Below are 16,947 nucleotides of genomic sequence, written 5' to 3' on the forward strand. Positions count from 1 at the left end.
GCCGGATGCTTTCCTGTCCAATAAGCTTTGATTATCGGCAAAAGGACAGCCCCATGACCCAGGATCCCAAGACCCCCCTGCCCGCGCCCCTCGGTGGCTCAGCCGTGCTGGAACGGCTGGCGGGGGCGGCGCAGGATTATGCGCGGGCGGCGCTCTCCGACAACACGCTGCTGGCCTATCGCAAGGACTGGGCGCATTTCACCCGCTGGTGCCGACGGCGCGGCACCGATCCCCTGCCCCCCTCGCCCGAACTGGTGGGGCTTTACATCACCGATCTCGCCGCCCCCGCCGAGGGGCGCGCCCTGGGCGTGGCCTCGATCGAGCGGCGGCTGGCGGGGATCGGCTGGAACTACGCACAGCGCGGCATGATGCTGGAACGGCGCGACCGGCACATTGCCTCGGTGCTGGCGGGGATCCGGCGCCGCCATGCCCGCCCGCCGGTGCAGAAGGCCGCCGTCGGCCCGGCCGAGATCCTGGCGATGACCGATGTGCTGGGCCATGATCTGCGCGGGCTGCGCGACCGCACGATCCTGCTGCTGGGCTATGCGGGCGGGCTGCGCCGGTCCGAGATCGCGGGCCTGGACCGACACCGCAACGACAGCGACGACGGGCTGGGCTGGGTCGAGATCCTGCCCGAGGGCGCCCTGCTGACGCTGCGCGGCAAGACCGGCTGGCGCGAGGTCGAGGTGGGACGCGGCAGCGGCCCGCACAGCTGTCCCGTCCATGCGCTGGAACGCTGGCTGGATTTTGCCCGCATCGAGTTGGGGCCGCTGTTCCGGCGCACCTCGCGCGATGGGCAGCGGGTGCTGCCCGAGCGCATCAGCGACAAGCACGTGGCACGGCTGGTGAAGGCCTGCGTGCGTGCCGCCGGCATCCGCGCCGACCTGCCCGAGGCCGAGCGCGTGGCGCTGTTTTCCGGCCATTCGCTGCGGGCGGGGCTGGCCAGTTCCGCGCAGGTGGATGAACGTTACGTGCAGCGGCAGCTGGGCCATGCCTCGGCCGAGATGACACGCCGCTACCAGCGCCGCCGTGACCGCTTCGTGGTGAACCTGACGCGCGCGGCGGGCCTTTAGACCCCGAACAGCGACTTGCCGTGCCGGTCCAGCAGTGCCCCCAGTCGGCCGGGATCGCGCGCCAGCGGTTCCGTGCGGGCGACGCGCAGCCCCAGGTCGGGGCGCGCGAACAGGGCGATGCAGGCTTCGGCCGGATCATGGCGCGAGGGATAAAGCAGCCCGTCGGGCCCCTCCGGGTGATCAAAGAGCGCATCCGCCCAGGCGCCGCAGGGATCGTAGGGACCGGTGAACAGCGCCGCCGTCACCCCCAGCCGCGACAGCCCCGCCCCGGTCGCATCGACCAGCCGCAGCGCGCGGCCGAAGGTCAGCGTCGACAGGCTGCGCTTTGCCACGTCGTGCCAGCTGACGGCATGGCGGGCGGGATTGCGCAGCAGCGTCTCGATCAGCGCGGCATCGGGGCCGGGCGCCATGTAGAGCACCCCGAACCGGCCGCTGGCGGCATCAAAGCGATAGACCGGCGGCAGGTCGGGCCCGGGGCCGAAGAACACCGGGTCATAGGCAGACTGGTGGACGCGGAAAAAGGGCGTGCCCGCGTCGTAGCCGCGCAGCGGCAGGGAGCGGGCGTGCAGATCGGCGGGCGGCAGGGCCGCCGCACCCGAGGGGCCGCGGCTCATGCGAAGCCGTCGCCGTCGTGCTGCGCGATATAACGCTCGATCGCCGCGGCATCGCGGGCGCGGACCAGATCCAGCAGGCGGCGGCCGCCGAACGCCTCATCGGGCGCCAGAAGCACATCAAGCACCACCCAGGGATCATCCGCGCGATGGGCGATCAGCAGGTCCTCCATCAGCGGATCGACGGCCCCTTCGGTGAACTGCAGCGCCGGATAGACCCAGTCGGACCCCATCTTCAGCCCCAGCAGCCGCCCCGCCCGGCGCCGTTTGTCCAGCGCCTGCCGGCTGACGCCCACCAGGGCCTCGACCTGCCCCGCACTCAGCAACTCGCCCGCAGCCTCCTTCAGGTGCCGTCGGTGTTCGATGCTGCGGGCGACGGGGCCGGCCAGCGGGTCCAGCTCGCGCACCGCATCCGAGAACTGCACCCGGCTGACGATCCGCGACAGCGCGCCCAGGTCGGTCGCCGAGGACAACGTTTCCCACAGCACCTCCTGCGGTGCCTCATGCACCGCGCGGCGCGTCGCCCGCAGCACCCGCAGCGCCACCATGTTGTGCAGCGCATCCATCTTCCAGTCGCGCGCCTCCGGGTCCAGCCAGGCCGAGACCAGCTCCTCCGGGGCTTCCGCGACAAAGCGGTCGACCATGGCCTTCATCTGTTCGGCGACCGCACGGCGATCACTGCCTGCGGGCTGGGGGGCGGATTCCATCTGGACCTCCATGGGTTGCCTTTGGGAATATAGGATTCCATTTATCCAAAAGCAACCCCTGCACCCCTCCGGCTGGCAGGCCCGCCTGCCATGCGGCCCGCCCGGTTCAGCGTTCCCGGTCGCGGCGCCAGTCCTGAAAGGCCAGCTGGTGCTCTTCCCGGGTGCAGGGATACAGGCCGATGATCGTGGCCCCTTCCTTTACCTGATCGACGACGAAATCCTCGTAGGCGGTCATTTCGACGGCTTCGGCGGCGATCTCCTCGGCAATGGCTGCGGGGATGACGATGACGCAATCCGCATCCCCCACGATGATGTCCCCGGGGAATACAGGCGCATCGCCGCAGCCGATCGGTTCGTTGATGGCGATGGCCTCGTTGTTGGTCAGGTTCGTCGGGCTCGAGGGACGGGAGTGATAGGCCGGGATATCGAGGCCAGCGATGGTGCGGGCATCACGGAAGCCGCCATCAGTCACCACCCCTGCCCCGCCGCGCATCATCAGCCGGGTGATCAGGATATCGCCGGCCGAGACCGCATCCGCCTGCTTGCGGCTGTCCATCACCAGGACGTGGCCCTCCGGGCAGGTCTCGATGGCAACCCTCTGGGGATGGGCAGGATCGCGAAAGGCGGCCAGTGTGTTGCGATCCTCGCGCGCGGGCATGTAGCGCAGGGTGAAGGCGGGGCCGACCATGTTGGCGCCCTTCCAGCCCAGCGGGTGCACGCCCTGGATCACCTGGTGGCGCAGACCGCGCCGGTAAAGTGCGGTCGCCAGCGTCGCCACCGACACGCCCATCAGCTTTTCACGGGTTTCGGGAGTCATTCTGGGATCTCCTCCGGGATCATCCGGGGGGCGCACACGGCCCCCCCCTAAGCATTCATCTTTCAGGAAATATGCCGGGGTGAATGCGCGGCACGCGCAGAGGGGCAGCGCCCCTTTCCCGGGCCTGCTTTCAGGCCACGGGTCTCAGACCATATCTTCGCCCAGCAGGGCCTCTGGCAGGTCCTGGAAACAGACCGGGCGCAGGAAGCGGCGGATCGCCAGGGTGCCGACCGAGGTCGCCCCGAAGTTGGTCGAGGCCGGATAGGGCCCGCCATGGACCATCGCATCGGCCACCTCGACGCCGGTCGGGAAGCCGTTGACCAGCACCCGGCCGGCCTTGCGCTCAAGGATCGGCAGCAGCGCGCGGGCCTCGGCCAGATCGCTCTCCTCCATGTGCAGCGTGGCGGTCAGCTGGCCCTCGAAGCCCTGCGCCAGAACCGCCATCGCCTCCTGGTCCGGCACCCGGATCACCAGGCCCAGCGGCCCAAAGACCTCCTCGCCCAGGGCATGGTCCTGCAGATAGGCCTCGGCATCGGTCTCGTAGAGGTTCGGCGCGGCGCTGCGGCCTTGCTGCGGGGTGGCCAGCAGGGTGCGCACGGTGTTGCGGCTCTCGAAACGCTCTTTGCCGGCGCGGTAGGCGGCGGCGATGCCTTCGGTCAGCATGACCTGCGGGGCGACCTGGCGCAGGGCGGCGGTGGCGGCGGCGACGAAACTGTCCCCCTCGGCGCCGGTCGGCACCACGGCGATGCCGGGGTTGGTGCAGAACTGCCCCGCGCCCATGGTCAGCGATCCGGCCCAGCCCTTGCCCATCGCCTCGGCCCGCGCAGCGAGCGCGCCCGCCAGCACGAACATCGGGTTGACCGAGCCCAGTTCGCCGAAGAACGGGATCGGTTCGGGCCGGGCGGCGCAGAGATCAAACAGCGCGCGGCCCCCGCCGAGCGAGCCGGTAAAGCCCACGGCCTTGATCCGCGGATGCTGCACGAGGGTGGTGCCGACATCGCGCTTGCCGCCCTGGATCAGGCTGAAGACGCCCGGGTGCAGGCCGCAGGTCTTGATGGCGGCATGGATCGCCTCGGCGACGATCTCTGCGGTGCCGGGATGGGCGGAATGGCCCTTGACGACGACCGGGCAGCCGGCGGCAAATGCTGCGGCGGTGTCGCCCCCCGCAGTCGAGAAGGCGAGCGGAAAGTTCGAGGCGCCGAAGACCGCGACCGGGCCGATGGGGCGCTGGATCAGCTTCAGGTCGGGGCGCGGCAGGGGCTGGCGCTCGGGCAGCGCGGGGTCGTGGCGCAGGTCGAGGTAGGCGCCCTTGAGGATGTGATCGGCAAAGAGGCGCAGCTGGCCGGTGGTGCGGCCGCGCTCGCCCTGCAGGCGGGCCTCGGGCAGGCCGGTTTCCTGCGAGCCGATCTGGGTGATCGCCTCGGCGCGGGCCTCGATCTCATCGGCGATGGCGGTGAGGAAGGCGGCGCGGGTGGCGCGGGTGGCGTAACCGTAGGACCAGAAGGCCTGTTCGGCGGCTTCGCAGGCGGCGTTGACCAGATCGGGGGTGCCGACGGAGAAGCTGTGCACCGGACCGTGGGCGGGTTCGGAGGGGAAGCGGGCCTGGGTCGCGACCCATTGGCCGGCGATCAGGTGCCGGCCGTGGGGGGTGAAGGCGGGTGTGGTGCCATCCATGGAATGTCCTTTCCGGTGGAGACCCCGGGGGCGCTGCCCCCGGACCCCCGAGGTATTGGAAACAAGAAAATGGGGAAGGGTCAGATCAGGGCATTTTCCTTCAGGAAGGATTGGAGCTTGGCCTGCTGTGCCGGTGTCAGCGGCCAGGCCGAGGGCGGACGGGTGGCGCCGCAATCGAAACCGGTGGCCTGAAGCGCCGCCTTGACGCCGGCGACATTGGTGCCGTTCAGCTCTTCGGCGCGGATGTCCTCGAAGGCCTGCATCTGGGCGATCAGGCGGTTGGCCTCGGGGTAGTCGCCGGCTTCAAGGGCGGCGTGGATGGCAAGCGAACGTTCCGGCCAGACGTTGATCAATCCGGAGGTGAAGCCCCGGGCGCCGACGGCGTAGAACGTGGGGGCCCAGACCTCGGCCAGGCCACCGACCCAGACGATGGAAGGGTCGCAGGCGGCCTTGGCGGCGGCGAGCTTCTGCGGATTTGGCGTGGCCCATTTGACGCCCTTGACACCCGGGATCGCGCAGAGATTGGCAATCGCGCCGGTGCCGATGGCATCGTTGCGCAGGTAGAGCATCATCGGCAAGCCGCCGGAAGCATCCGAGATCGCCTTCACGTAATCCACCGTGCCGCGCGGGGCGACGAAGGGATCCGGGGGCTGGTGGATCATCAGCGCAGTGGCGCCCGCCCCGGCCGAGGCGCGGGCCAGGGTGCAGGCGTCGCGGATGCCCCGCCCGATGCCTGCAAGCACCGGGGCGCGGCCATCGACCATGGCGCAGACCTCGCGCGCCATGGTGCAGGCCTCCTCGGTGGTCAGGGCGTAGAATTCGCCGGTATTGCCGTTCACCACCGGCATGTGCAGCCCGGCGCCAAGCGCGCGGTCCAGGATCGGGGAAAGTTTCGCAGGAGCGATCTGTCCCGCGGCGTCATAGGGGGTGACGAGGATGCCGGAAATTCCGGTCAGGGCGGTATCGAGATCGAGCATTCTGTCCTCCTCAGAAGATGTCGGGTTCACCGGCGGTTGCGCCGTATGAGGTTTCGAGGAAATCGAAGTCGCAGCCCTTGTCGGCCTGCGTGACGTGTTTCGAGAACAGGTGGCCATAGCCGCGCTCGTAGCGGGGGGTGGGGGCGGTCCAGGCCGCGCGGCGGGCCTCCAGCTCGGCCGCGTCGACCAGCATGTCGAGGCTGCGCGCCTCCAGATCCAGCCGCACGATGTCGCCGGTTTTCAAGAGCGCCAAAGGCCCGCCGATGTAGGATTCCGGGGCGACGTGCAGCACGCAGGCGCCATAGGACGTGCCCGACATCCGCGCGTCAGAGATCCGCAGCATGTCGCGATACCCCTGCTTGATCAAGGCCTTGGGGATCGGCAGCATGCCCCATTCGGGAAAGCCCGGGCCACCCTGGGGACCGGCATTCCTCAGCACCATCACCGTGTCGGGCGTGATCGCAAGATCCTCGTCATCGACCGCCTTCTTCATCTCGGGGTAGCTGTCGAAGACCAGCGCCGGGCCCTCGTGCCTGTAGTATTTCGGATCGCAGGCGGCGGGCTTGATCACCGCCCCGTCGGGGCAGAGATTGCCGCGCAGCACCGCCAGAGAGCCCTCGTGATAGACCGGGTTCGACAGCGGGCGGATCACGTCGTCATTGTAGACCTGCGCGCCCTCCAGGGTCTCGGCCAGGGTCTTGCCGGTGATGGTGATCACCGTGGTGTCCAGCCGGTCCTCGATCTGCTTCATCAGCGCGCGCAGGCCGCCGGCGTAGAAAAAGTCCTCCATCAGGTAGTCCTTGCCGGCGGGGCGGACGTTGGCGATCAGCGGCGTCACCCGGCCAAGCGCGTCCAGATCGTCCAGCGTCAGATCGATCCCGGCGCGGCGCGCCATGGCGATCAGGTGCACCACGGCGTTGGTCGAACAGCCGGTCGCCATGGCGACGATGGCGGCGTTCCGTACGGAGGCGTCTGTTATGATCTTCGCGGGCACCAGGTCTTCCCAGACCATCTCGACGATGCGGCGCCCGCAGTCGGACCCCATGCGCTGGTGATTGGCATCCGCCGCCGGGATGGAGGATGCGCCGGGCAGCGTCAGCCCCATCGCATCCGCAATCGCGGTCATGGTCGAGGCCGTGCCCATGGTCATGCAGGTCCCCGCCGAGCGCGCGATGCCGCCCTGCACGCCCTGCCATTCCGTATCCGAGATATTGCCGGCGCGGCGTTCGTCCCAGTATTTCCACGCATCCGAGCCGCTGCCCAGGATCCGGCCCGCGTAATTGCCGCGCAGCATCGGCCCGGCGGGCAGGAAGATCATCGGCACCCCGGCGCTGATGGCGCCCAGCACCAGGCCCGGCGTGGTCTTGTCGCAGCCCCCCATCAGCACCACGCCATCGAGCGGATGCGAACGGATGACCTCTTCGGTCTCCATGGCCAGCAGGTTGCGATAGAGCATCGAGGTCGGCTTGGTGAAACTTTCGTCGACCGAAAGCGCGGGCATTTCAACTGGAAAGCCACCGGCCTGCAGCACGCCCCGCTTCACGTCCTTGACCCGTTCCGGGAAGTGAGAGTGGCAGCTGTTGAGCTCGGACCAGGTGTTGAGGATGCCGATGACCGGACGGTCGCGGAACTCTTCCTCCGTATAGCCCAGCTGCATCATCCGCGAACGGTGCCCGAAGCTGCGCAGATCGTCGGGGGCGAACCAGCGGGCCGAACGCAACTGATCCGGTGTCTTGCGGGGGGCTTGCGACATGATTCTCCTCCTGATCCGTGCCACTCCTATCATTATGTATGCGCATACATTTTCATACGTCAAGGGAATCACTGCCAGTTTTCAAGTCATAAACGCCACAATATGAGGTTCTTGACAGAGAAAAGCCAAACGTGGTTCACCTATATGTATGCGCTTACATGGCCATCGGGTGGAAGGAGACCACCCGTCAGAGGAGCGGTGGCCCCAGGGTCGCCAGGGAGGACATGATGAAACTCACTCGCAGACGCTTTCTTGCCACCGCATCGGCCGGCGCCGTGCTGGCGGCACCAATGGCGGCCCATGCCGCCAACCTGCCGCGCAACATGCGCATGGTGATCGGGTCGAAATCGACCGGCGGTGACACTTACCAGACCTCGGCCATGGTGGCGGATGCGCTGTCGAAGACGCTGGGCATCAACATCAAAGTCGATGCCGTGGGCGCCTCGGACGCCTTCAAGACGCTGGCCCGCGACAAGCGCGGCACCACGATCATGATCTTCCACGACCAGAGCTATCTTGGGCATCTCTACGGCGTCACCGGCTATGACGACATCTTTGCCGATTATGCCATCGGGCCGACCGTGTCGATCAACCCGGGCAATGCCTACCTGGTCCCGGCCGACAGCCCCTACAAGACGATGGACGATATCCTGAAGGCGGCCGCTGCGGGCACCCGCATCCGCGTTGCCATCCAGCCTGGCGGCGTCTCCGAGATCGGCTTTTCGGCGATGAAGAACGCCGCCAAGGTGCGGGCACCGGGCTCCGAGGACAACCTGGTGGCGGTCAACACCGGCTCGCAATCCGACAAGAACCAGGCGATGTGGGACAACCTGGCCGATGTCATCAACGGCTCGATCCAGGCGAACGAACAGTTCACCCAGCTCGCCCCGTCCGACCCCAAGGCGATGCGCTTCGTCTGGCTGACCGCGCGCCCCGAAACCCTGGAACAGGCCCCCGAGGCCGGAATGGGCGGCACCGACCGCGCCAGGATGCTGACATTCGCCAGCCCCGAGACCAGCGTGACACTGGACGGCCAGAAGGACTTTACCTTCGACAAGGAGTTCTTCTTCCTGTTCAACAAGGACATGGACCCGAAGATCGCCGGCGCAATCGACGCGGCCTTGGCCAAGGTCTACGCCGGCGGCGAGATCGAGGCGCGCCAGAAGGCCGCCTTCTTCATTCCCAACTACCTGCCGCAGGACCAGGCGCTGCAACACCTGGAGACCAAGCGCGACACCTATGCCAAGGTGATCGCCGACATCTCCTCCAAATCCTGACCCACCCGGTCCGGGATATGTCCCGCCCCCGGTGGCCGCCTGGCCACCGGGCCGCCTGATGCCAGCCGAAGGGAGCCCCCCATGGGCAGCCTGACCCATGTGACGATCGATTTCAAAACATCGCACCTGATCTTTCCCACCCTCATCGCGGGCCTGCTGGGCGCGCTTCTGGTGGCCATCGTGATCCGGGACCGAAGGCGCATTGCCGCCTCGGGGGCCTATTGGCACGCCATCTGGCGCCACATGGACAAACCCCGCTTTCTGGGCGCCCTGGCCCTGACGCTGCTCTATTTCTCGCTGATGGTGCCGGTCGGAAACATCTGGCCCAACACCGGCATGGGCTTTCTGCTGTGCTCGATCCCCTATGTGCTGGCGACGGGCCTGCTGTTCATGCACGAACGCAGCCCCCGCACCGCCCTGCCCCTTGTCGTCGTCGCGCTGGCCGGGCCCACCCTGGTGTGGTGGCTGTTCACCTACCCGTTGTTCCTGACCCTGCCCTGAGGACCCGGCATGTTCGAGATCATCACTCCGCTTTTCCTGTCGCTGATCATCGGTGGCACGCTGGTCGGCATCATCTTCGGCGCCATCCCCGGAATGACCGCGACCATGGCAGTGGCCGTGTGCCTGCCGCTGACCTATTCGCTGGGCCTCGACAATGGCCTGGCGCTGTTGCTGGGGCTTTATGTCGGCGGCATCTCGGGCGGGCTTGTCCCGGCGATCCTGCTGGGCATTCCCGGCACGCCCAGCTCCATCACCACGACTTTTGACGGCTATCCGATGGCCCGACGCGGCGAAGGCGAGAAGGCGCTGAAAATCGGCGTCGTTTCTTCGCTGGTGGGCGGGCTGGTGTCGCTTTTGGTGCTGGTCCTCTTCGCCCCGACGCTGGCGGATTTCGCCATCGAATTCTCCTATGTCGAAAAGTTCCTGATCATCTTCTTCGCCCTGACCGTGATGGCGGCGCTGTCGTCTGACATGCTGCTGGGCGTATTCTCGGGCCTGCTGGGGATCTTCGTGTCGCTGATCGGCGTCTACGACATCTCGAAGGGCGGCAACGGCGAAATGCGCCTGGTGCCGCCGGGCCTGGGCTACTGGCTGGAAAGCGGGTTTTCCCTGCTGCCGGTGCTGATCGGCCTCTTCGGTCTGGCCGCGATCCTGGAGCAGGCCGAGATCGGCGTGCCAAAGGGCCAATCCACCAGCGACATCAAGGTCGGACCGCAGTCCCGTTTCTCGTTCAACGTCTTTCGCGGCCAGGGTTTCAACCTGCTGCGCTCGGGCTTGATCGGCACCTTTGTCGGCATCCTGCCCGGCGTCGGCGGCTCGGCCGCCTCGATCATCAGCTATACAAACGCCAAGACCTTCTCGCGGACGCCGGACCGCTTCGGCAAGGGCGAGCCCGCCGGCATCATGGCCTCGGAAGCTGGCAACAACGGCCTGACCGGAGGCGCGCTGGTGCCGTTGCTGTCGCTGGGCATCCCCGGAGATTCCACGACCGCGCTGCTGATCGGCGCTTTCACCCTGCAGGGCGTCCAGGTCGGGCCGCTGTTCATCGGCAACAATCCCGGCACCTGGGATGCGATGATCATCGCCATGCTGATCGCCAATATCGCGATGTTCGTGCTGATGTATTTCGCCATCCGCTACTTTGCGCTGGTGGTGGCGATCCCCAAGCACATCCTGTTCCCGGTGATCCTGATGATGTGCGTGATCGGCGCCTATACGATCAACTACGGCATCATGTTCGATGTCTGGACGTTGCTGATCTTCGGCGTTCTGGGCTGGCTTTTCACCAAGCTGAGGCTGGAGGTCGCGCCCTTCATCATCGGCTTCATTCTGGGTCCCTCGGCCGAGGTATACTTTGTCAAATCCCTGGAAAGTTTCGGCACCTGGACGATCTTCTTCACGAAAAGCTGGATTGCCATCGTGCTGTGGCTGCTGATCCTGGGATCGGTTGCGGGGTCGGTCTTGCTGGCGCGGCAGAAACGCCGGATCGAAGATCAAGGCTGAGCCTTGCACCTGCCCGCGCGCGATAGGAATATATGCGCGAGATGGAAGAAAAACGCACCCCCAGGCCGCGGTCCGCCCGTAAGGGGCAGGGCCGCGGTGTCACGATGGAGACCGTGGGACGCCTCGCCGGCGTCAGCCAGGTCACGGTCTCCCGCGCGCTCTCGGACCCGTCAAAGGTCTCGGCGGCGACGCTAGAGAAGATCCGTCAGGCCATTGCGCAGACCGGCTTCGTGCCGAATGCCCTGGCCGGCGCCCTGGCGACCAGCCGCTCGATGCTGATCTCGGCGCTGGTGCCATCAATCACCAACGTGGTCTATGCCAGCATGGTCAAGTCCTTCTCGGACCGCCTGCGCGAACAGGGTTATCAGATCCTGTTGTCCGAAACCGGTTTTGCCACCGAAGACGAAGACCGGGTGATCGCGGCCCACCTGTCGCGCCGGCCCGATGCCATCCTGCTGACCGGCATCTACCATTCCGCCAAGGCCCGGCAGATGCTGCTGGGATCCGGCATCCCGGTGGTCGAGGTCTGGGACTATACCGACACCCCGATCGACATCTGCGTGGGTTTCCGCCATGCCGAGACGGGCCGGGCGGCGGCGGACTTCGCCATGACCCGGGGTTATCGCGCGGCGGCCACGATCTCGGCCGGAGACGAACGCGCGCGGCGCCGCAAGGAAGCCTTCGTGGCCAGCTATGCCGCGCGCAGCGGACAGCCGGTGGCTGAGGTCAATCTGGACGGCGCGGCGACGCTGGCCGATGGCCGTGAAGCCCTGCGCCGCCTTCTTGGCGCGATGGGTTTTTCCCGGGGCGTGATCTTTTGCAGTTCGGATCTGCTGGCCCATGGCGTGATCATCGAAGCAGCGGTCCAGGGGTTGAAGGTGCCGCAGGACATTGCCGTGATCGGCTTTGGCGATCAGGAATTCGCCCGGGACGTCGACCCCGCGATCACCACAATCCGGGTCGACCGTGATGCCTTCGGCCGTGCCGCTGCCGAGGCCGTCCTGGCACATCTGGATCGCCCCGACACCGGACCCGAAGCCATCGACCTGGGGTTTGAAATCATCCAAAGGGGCTCGGCCTGAAGGATTTTTTCGGCGCAGACACATATTTCCACAGCTTTTCAGATGGTTGAGGCCAGATTTCGGCGCGGGTTCACAGCTGTGAACCCGCGTTTTTCAGGAAAGCAGCGTATCAGGCCAGATGCGGGGCCCGCCCCAGTTCCAGGTTCCCGCGCCGCAGCAGTGCCAGAACCATCGGCACAGCACTAAAGCCGCTCTGCGCTGCCCTTTGCGACAGGTCCCGGATGTAAGCTCCAGGTGATTTGATCTCTTCGAAACGCTCCAGCATTGCTGCCATTAGGATCGAAGCTTGAATGATCCCCATCCGCTGCTTTGCTTCCTCCCAAGAGGTTCTGCAAATGCCCATCATCGGGCGTAACCCCTCGGCCGCTCGGTGCAGATCTGGCCAGGATCGGATGGGTCTTTCGGTATAGTCCTGAACCGATGGGCATGCGGCCAACACGGTGTTCAAGGCGATAGAGGGTGGTTCGGTCCCTGCCCTTTTCCTGGCTTGCTCGGGTCGATCATCATCGATGGCTTTGGCTGTATGGACTGAAGGTTGCCCTTCAGAATCCGTATATTCTTTTTTTAGTCTCTGTTGGTGACGCTCGTTTTCGGCGGCACTGGTGCTCATTTCTTCTGTCATAGAGGCAGTGGGGATGGCTGCAAGATGGGTGAGAAGCTGCGACAGTTCGGCCTCGCGGCTGCGCAGGGCGGTGGCAGGGGCCTTGCGGCGCAGCATCCGGCGGGTGTCCTCGACCAGGGCCAGGGCGTCTTGCGTGGCGGATTCCCGGGGATCAAGCAGCGCCAGCAGGTCGCGGCGCATCAGGCTCAGGGTTTCGCGCAGTGCGGCAATCTCTTCGCGCTCCTGCCGTGCAGCTGTGGCGGCGCTGGCGATCTCGGCAAAGCGGCGGGGCAGGGGAGACAGGTCAAAGCCGAAGGCTGTCGCATCGCCGTTCCGGCGCCGCACGTAGCGCTTGCCATTCGGGCTGTCGCGCCGGACGATCAACCCCGAGGCCACCAGCGCGGCCAGGTGGCGGCGCATGGTCGACTCGGGCATGCCGTTCAGCCGTGTGCAGATGCTGGCATTCGAGGGAAAAACGACCATCCTGCCAGGATCCGCACCCAGATCGGTGCCGGGGTGGAAGGTGACAAGTGCGCGCAGCACAGCGATATCGCGATCACTCAGACCGAAGGCCGCCCGGGCCTCGGTCAACTCGCTCAGGACATCCCATTTGCTGACAATGGAAAGGGGGGCAGGGGCCGCCTGGACCCTGGACAGCTGCACAAGGACAGCCTCCGCCGTTCGCCGGAACGGCGTTATGGGGACATAGCCCATGTTTTCATTCACGAAGACAAAATAACCCCTGCCGCAAATCGCTTTGGACTTGCGGTTATGTGCGGCTCCGACTACCTTTGGGGTGCTAAGCTAAAGGGGTCTCGCGGAGCTTTGTCTTTGCGGGGCCTTTTTTTGTCGGCACGTGCCTCCTGTTGTTTCCTGCTCGGTTCAGTCCCGGTTTTTCCACCGGGTCCTGAGGTCTTCGATCATCGCCGGGGCCTGTTCTGCCAACCAATCGGCAAAGGCGTCCTCGGTGGCGGTGATGTCCAGGCGCAACCCGGTGCGGGTCCGCGACACCTTTCCGGCCGGCTGGCCGTCCAGGGTGATCTGATGGCTGCCGCCGCGCGGCTTGGCGGGCCGGGCCGGGGCGGTGGCCTTGTGCAGCCGCCGCGCCACCGTCTCGAAGGCCTGGACCGAGGGGTCGGCACGTTCGGGATCGGTGCCCGCATAGGTTTGTTCGGCCAGCTGGATCAGCTCTTCGGGGGGCAGGGCGGCGGCCTGCAGGTCCTGCACCAGCGCTTCCCAGCGGGGGCGGCCGATACCGGCGGCGGGGCCGATCGCGCGGGCCAGATCGGGCCCCACGGCGCGGGCCACCGACAAGGCCATCGACACGGCCGATTTCGTCACGTTCAGCACCTCGGCCACCTGAGATTGGGTGCCAAAGCCGCTATCCAGCAGTTCCTTGGCGAAAAGCGCGCGTTCGATGAAGCTGAGGTCTCGGCGCTCGGTGTTCTCGGCCACCTGGACCCGTACGGCGGAACGGTCATCCATATGGGCGATCATCGCGCGCACCTTGGTCACCCGATCCGAAGACCGCACGGCTTCCAGCCGCCGGCGCCCGTAGATCAGCAGGTAGCGGTCCGCCTTGGCGGGATCGCGGCGGACCAGGATCGGCACGGCCTGGCCGTTGGCCTCGATCGAGGTCCTGAGGTCGGCCACATCCCTGGGATCCAGCCGGTCCGCAAGGCGGTCGTCGGTGATGCTTTCGGGATCGAGGTCCCAGACATGATGCGCATCGACCGCATCGCGCGCCGAACGCAGCGCGCGGTTCGAACTCATCATGCTGCCACCGGCATCCGGCGGGGTGGATCCCGCCGCCGCCAGGCTGTCGAGAAGCGACATGCGTTTCTTGCGATTATCAGCCATCAGCGCCCCCAAACCTTTTGAATCAGCTCGGAAATCTCGTCGTTTACTGCGTTGACGCTTTCGATCGCGCGGTCATAGGTGCTGCGGGTGAAGGCGCTGCGCTCGACCTCGTATAGGGTCTGTTTGGTCAGACCGGCATCCGAGATTGCGGTGGATTTCAGCATCGGCGCGTTCAGCACCTTGTCGCCGTACATCAGTCGCAGGAAGGCGACGATGCGGTTTTGCGGCGCGTCAGTGGGTTCGTAACGGGTCAGCACGTAGCGCATCCAGTCATGCGACATGTCGGCGCCGGATTCGGCGATCACGTCCATCAGGTCGGCGGTCATCCGCAGGAACTGGCTCATCGACATGACGTCCAGCATCTCGGGGTGGATGGTCACCAGCACGCCGGTCGCGGCCGAAAGTGCGGACATGGTCAGGAAACCCAGCTGCGGCGGGCAGTCCAGCACCACGACGTCGTAATCCCTGTCGACCTGGGCCAGGGCCTCGCGGACGCGGAAGAAGAACAGGCCGGCGCTGCCCTGAGCCAGGGCGCGCGGCGTCTCGTGTTCGAATTCCATCAGTTCCAGGTTGCCGGGAATGAGGTCGAGATTGGGAATGTAAGTCTTGCGGATCACCTGCGTGATCGGCACCGGGTCCTCGTAGCGGATCGCGTCGTAAAGGGTGCCGCCGTCGGGCAGGTCGATCTCGGGCTGCACACCGTGCAGCGCGGTCAGCGAGGCCTGGGGGTCAAGGTCGATGGCCAGCACACGATAGCCTTTCAGAGCAAGGCGTTGCGCCAGGTGCGCCGAGGTCGTGGTCTTGCCAGAGCCACCCTTGAAGTTCATCACCCCGATGACCTGCATATGGTCACCATCGCGGCGGCCGGGCAGGTAGTCGCCGGGCTTGCGCGAGGTCTTTTCCAGCAGCACCCGCAGGTCCTGCAGGTCCTGCGCGGAATACAGTCGGCGGTTGCCGGCGGTCATTTCAGGGGCGGGGCCCTTGCCGTCCAGGTGCAGCTTGCGCAGGTAGGAATCGTTCACGCCCAGCAGGGCGGCGGCCTCGCCCGAGGTGAAGCGGCGCATTTCCTTGCGGGCATCCGGCGGGAACAGGTTTTCGCGCTGCGTCTGAAGCTGCACGGCCAGAGCTTCCGCATGTTGACGGATGACCGCGTTCAGGTGTTCCTGAAAATCAGGAGTGTCCATACTCTGCCTCGTAGCGCTCGTTCAGTCGTGTTCACGGAAAATGTCGTTTGCCCGCGATTTTTCGTGACTATTGTTGAGAATCCGGCGGTGGCGCAAGTGTTTTCTGAAATATTCGCCCGCGCAAAGCAGTTACCGGGGTTTCGGGAGGCCTCTGGGGCGCAAAATCAGGGGCCAGAGCAGGGCAGGGTGGCGGCGGCCTTCACCGGGATCATGAACCGCGCCAGCATCGGCACGGCAATGGCCGCCGCCGACGCAAGACCCCCTTGGAGGCCCCGAAGATCAGAAGCATGGTCTCGGTCGTGGCAATGTCCTTCGGCAGGGTGCCCCGTGGCCCGGAAGGGCGACGGGGCCGGGACCCTCAGGCGTCGGTCAGCCGGGCCATGTCCTCGGCCGAGAGCCCGAGGGCTGCGGCACGGGCAAAGCTTTCGATCTGGGCGACAGAGGTGGCGCTGGCGATGGGGGCGGTGACGCCCTCGCGGCCGATCAGCCAGGCCAGGGCGACCTCGGCGGGGGCGGCCCTGTGGGCGGCGGCCACGTCTTCCAGCACGTCCAGCAGGCGCATGCCGCGTTCGGTCAGGTATTTCTCGACCATGCCGGCGCGTTTGCGGCCCGCAAGGTCTGCGGCGCTGCGGTACTTGCCCGACAGGAAGCCGGAGGCGAGCGAGAAATAGGTCACCACGCCGATGTTGTTGCGCATGCAGAGGTCGCGCAGCGGGCCGTCAAAGGCGGCCCGGTCGTAAAGGTTGTATTCCGGCTGGATCACCTGATAGGCGGGCAGCCCCTCTGCGGCAGAGGTTTCAAGCGCGGCCTTCAGCAGCGCGGCGTCATAGTTGGAGGCCCCGATGGCCCGGATCTTGCCGGCTTTCAGCAGCGTGTCGTAGGCGCCCAGCGTCTCGGCATGGGGGACGGAAGCATCGGGCCAGTGCGAGAAATAGAGGTCGATCACATCGGTACCCAGGCGGGTCAGCGACCTTTCGACTGCCTTCAGGATCCAGTCCCGGGACAGGCCCTTTTCGCCCACGCCCCCCATGTCAGAGCCGACCTTGGTGAAGACCTTCACCTTGTCGCGCATCCCCGGACGCGCGGCGAACCACTTGCCCAGCATGGTTTCGGATTCACCGCCCGAATTGCCCTCGACCCAGGCCGAGTAGACATCGGCGGTGTCGATGGTGTCAAAGCCATGATCGACGAAGGCGTCCAGCACGCGAAAGCTTTCGGCGTCGTCGGTGGTCCAGCCCAGCACGTTGCCGCCAAAGACGATCGGGGCAATGTCGAAGCCGGTGCTGCCAAGGGTTTTCCTGTTCATCGGATCACATTCCTGCTGTTG

At 66.2% G+C, this 16,947-nt stretch carries 15 protein-coding genes; 5 read left to right on the plus strand and 10 right to left on the minus strand.

Annotation, left to right across the window (positions count from 1 at the left end):
- Positions 1–53 precede the first annotated feature (53 nt).
- Positions 54–1,073: a tyrosine-type recombinase/integrase gene (locus AC2ITM_RS22400; RefSeq protein WP_486470613.1), complete on the plus strand. Its 1,020-nt coding sequence runs from the start codon at positions 54–56 to the stop codon at positions 1,071–1,073.
- On the opposite strand, the gene AC2ITM_RS22405 is transcribed toward AC2ITM_RS22400, so the two are convergent.
- From AC2ITM_RS22405 to araD, 6 genes are all read right to left on the minus strand, one after another.
- Positions 1,070–1,687 carry an RES family NAD+ phosphorylase gene (locus tag AC2ITM_RS22405; protein ID WP_486470614.1) on the minus strand — a complete coding sequence of 206 codons (618 nt, stop codon included), beginning with the start codon at positions 1,685–1,687 and terminating at the stop codon, positions 1,070–1,072. The genes AC2ITM_RS22400 and AC2ITM_RS22405 overlap by 4 nt on opposite strands.
- Complete coding sequence (locus AC2ITM_RS22410) at positions 1,684–2,391, minus strand: hypothetical protein (protein ID WP_486470615.1); 708 nt, start codon at positions 2,389–2,391, stop codon at positions 1,684–1,686. The genes AC2ITM_RS22405 and AC2ITM_RS22410 overlap by 4 nt, the downstream gene beginning before the upstream one ends.
- A 106-nt stretch (positions 2,392–2,497) precedes the next feature.
- Positions 2,498–3,208, minus strand: coding sequence for a ribonuclease activity regulator RraA (locus AC2ITM_RS22415; protein WP_486470616.1), 711 nt, complete (start codon positions 3,206–3,208; stop codon positions 2,498–2,500).
- Positions 3,209–3,352: 144 nt separating this feature from the next.
- Positions 3,353–4,882: an aldehyde dehydrogenase (NADP(+)) gene (locus AC2ITM_RS22420; protein WP_486470617.1), complete on the minus strand. Its 1,530-nt coding sequence runs from the start codon at positions 4,880–4,882 to the stop codon at positions 3,353–3,355.
- An 80-nt stretch (positions 4,883–4,962) separates the two neighbouring features.
- Complete coding sequence (locus AC2ITM_RS22425) at positions 4,963–5,859, minus strand: dihydrodipicolinate synthase family protein (protein WP_486470618.1); 897 nt, start codon at positions 5,857–5,859, stop codon at positions 4,963–4,965.
- Between the two features lie 10 nt (positions 5,860–5,869).
- The gene (gene araD, locus AC2ITM_RS22430) at positions 5,870–7,612 is read right to left on the minus strand and encodes an L-arabinonate dehydratase (RefSeq protein ID WP_486470619.1); all 1,743 of its coding nucleotides are present in this window, start codon (positions 7,610–7,612) and stop codon (positions 5,870–5,872) included.
- Between the two features lie 227 nt (positions 7,613–7,839).
- Between araD and AC2ITM_RS22435 the strand changes: the two genes are divergently transcribed.
- From AC2ITM_RS22435 to AC2ITM_RS22450, 4 genes are all read left to right on the plus strand, one after another.
- A complete protein-coding gene (locus tag AC2ITM_RS22435; protein ID WP_486470620.1) occupies positions 7,840–8,889 on the plus strand; it encodes a hypothetical protein in 1,050 nt (349 codons plus the stop codon).
- Positions 8,890–8,970: 81 nt separating this feature from the next.
- Positions 8,971–9,390: a hypothetical protein gene (locus AC2ITM_RS22440; protein WP_486470621.1), complete on the plus strand. Its 420-nt coding sequence runs from the start codon at positions 8,971–8,973 to the stop codon at positions 9,388–9,390.
- Between the two features lie 9 nt (positions 9,391–9,399).
- Positions 9,400–10,893 (plus strand): tripartite tricarboxylate transporter permease, encoded by a 1,494-nt coding sequence (locus AC2ITM_RS22445; protein WP_486470622.1) that lies wholly within the window; start codon positions 9,400–9,402, stop codon positions 10,891–10,893.
- A 104-nt stretch (positions 10,894–10,997) separates the two neighbouring features.
- Entirely contained in the window at positions 10,998–11,975 is a 978-nt protein-coding gene (locus AC2ITM_RS22450) for a LacI family DNA-binding transcriptional regulator (protein WP_486470623.1), read from the plus strand.
- A gap of 109 nt (positions 11,976–12,084) precedes the next feature.
- On the opposite strand, the gene repC is transcribed toward AC2ITM_RS22450, so the two are convergent.
- From repC to AC2ITM_RS22470, 4 genes are all read right to left on the minus strand, one after another.
- A complete protein-coding gene (gene repC, locus AC2ITM_RS22455; protein ID WP_486470624.1) occupies positions 12,085–13,290 on the minus strand; it encodes a plasmid replication protein RepC in 1,206 nt (401 codons plus the stop codon).
- A gap of 168 nt (positions 13,291–13,458) precedes the next feature.
- On the minus strand, positions 13,459–14,436 hold the full coding sequence (gene repB / locus AC2ITM_RS22460) for a plasmid partitioning protein RepB (RefSeq protein ID WP_486470625.1): 978 nt from the start codon (positions 14,434–14,436) through the stop codon (positions 13,459–13,461).
- The gene (gene repA / locus AC2ITM_RS22465) at positions 14,436–15,620 is read right to left on the minus strand and encodes a plasmid partitioning protein RepA (RefSeq protein WP_486470626.1); all 1,185 of its coding nucleotides are present in this window, start codon (positions 15,618–15,620) and stop codon (positions 14,436–14,438) included. The genes repB and repA overlap by 1 nt, the downstream gene beginning before the upstream one ends.
- A 358-nt stretch (positions 15,621–15,978) precedes the next feature.
- Complete coding sequence (locus tag AC2ITM_RS22470; protein ID WP_486470627.1) at positions 15,979–16,926, minus strand: aldo/keto reductase; 948 nt, start codon at positions 16,924–16,926, stop codon at positions 15,979–15,981.
- Positions 16,927–16,947: the final 21 nt, after the last annotated feature.

It is taken from the genome of Pseudooceanicola sp. NS-SX9 (assembly GCF_057380705.1).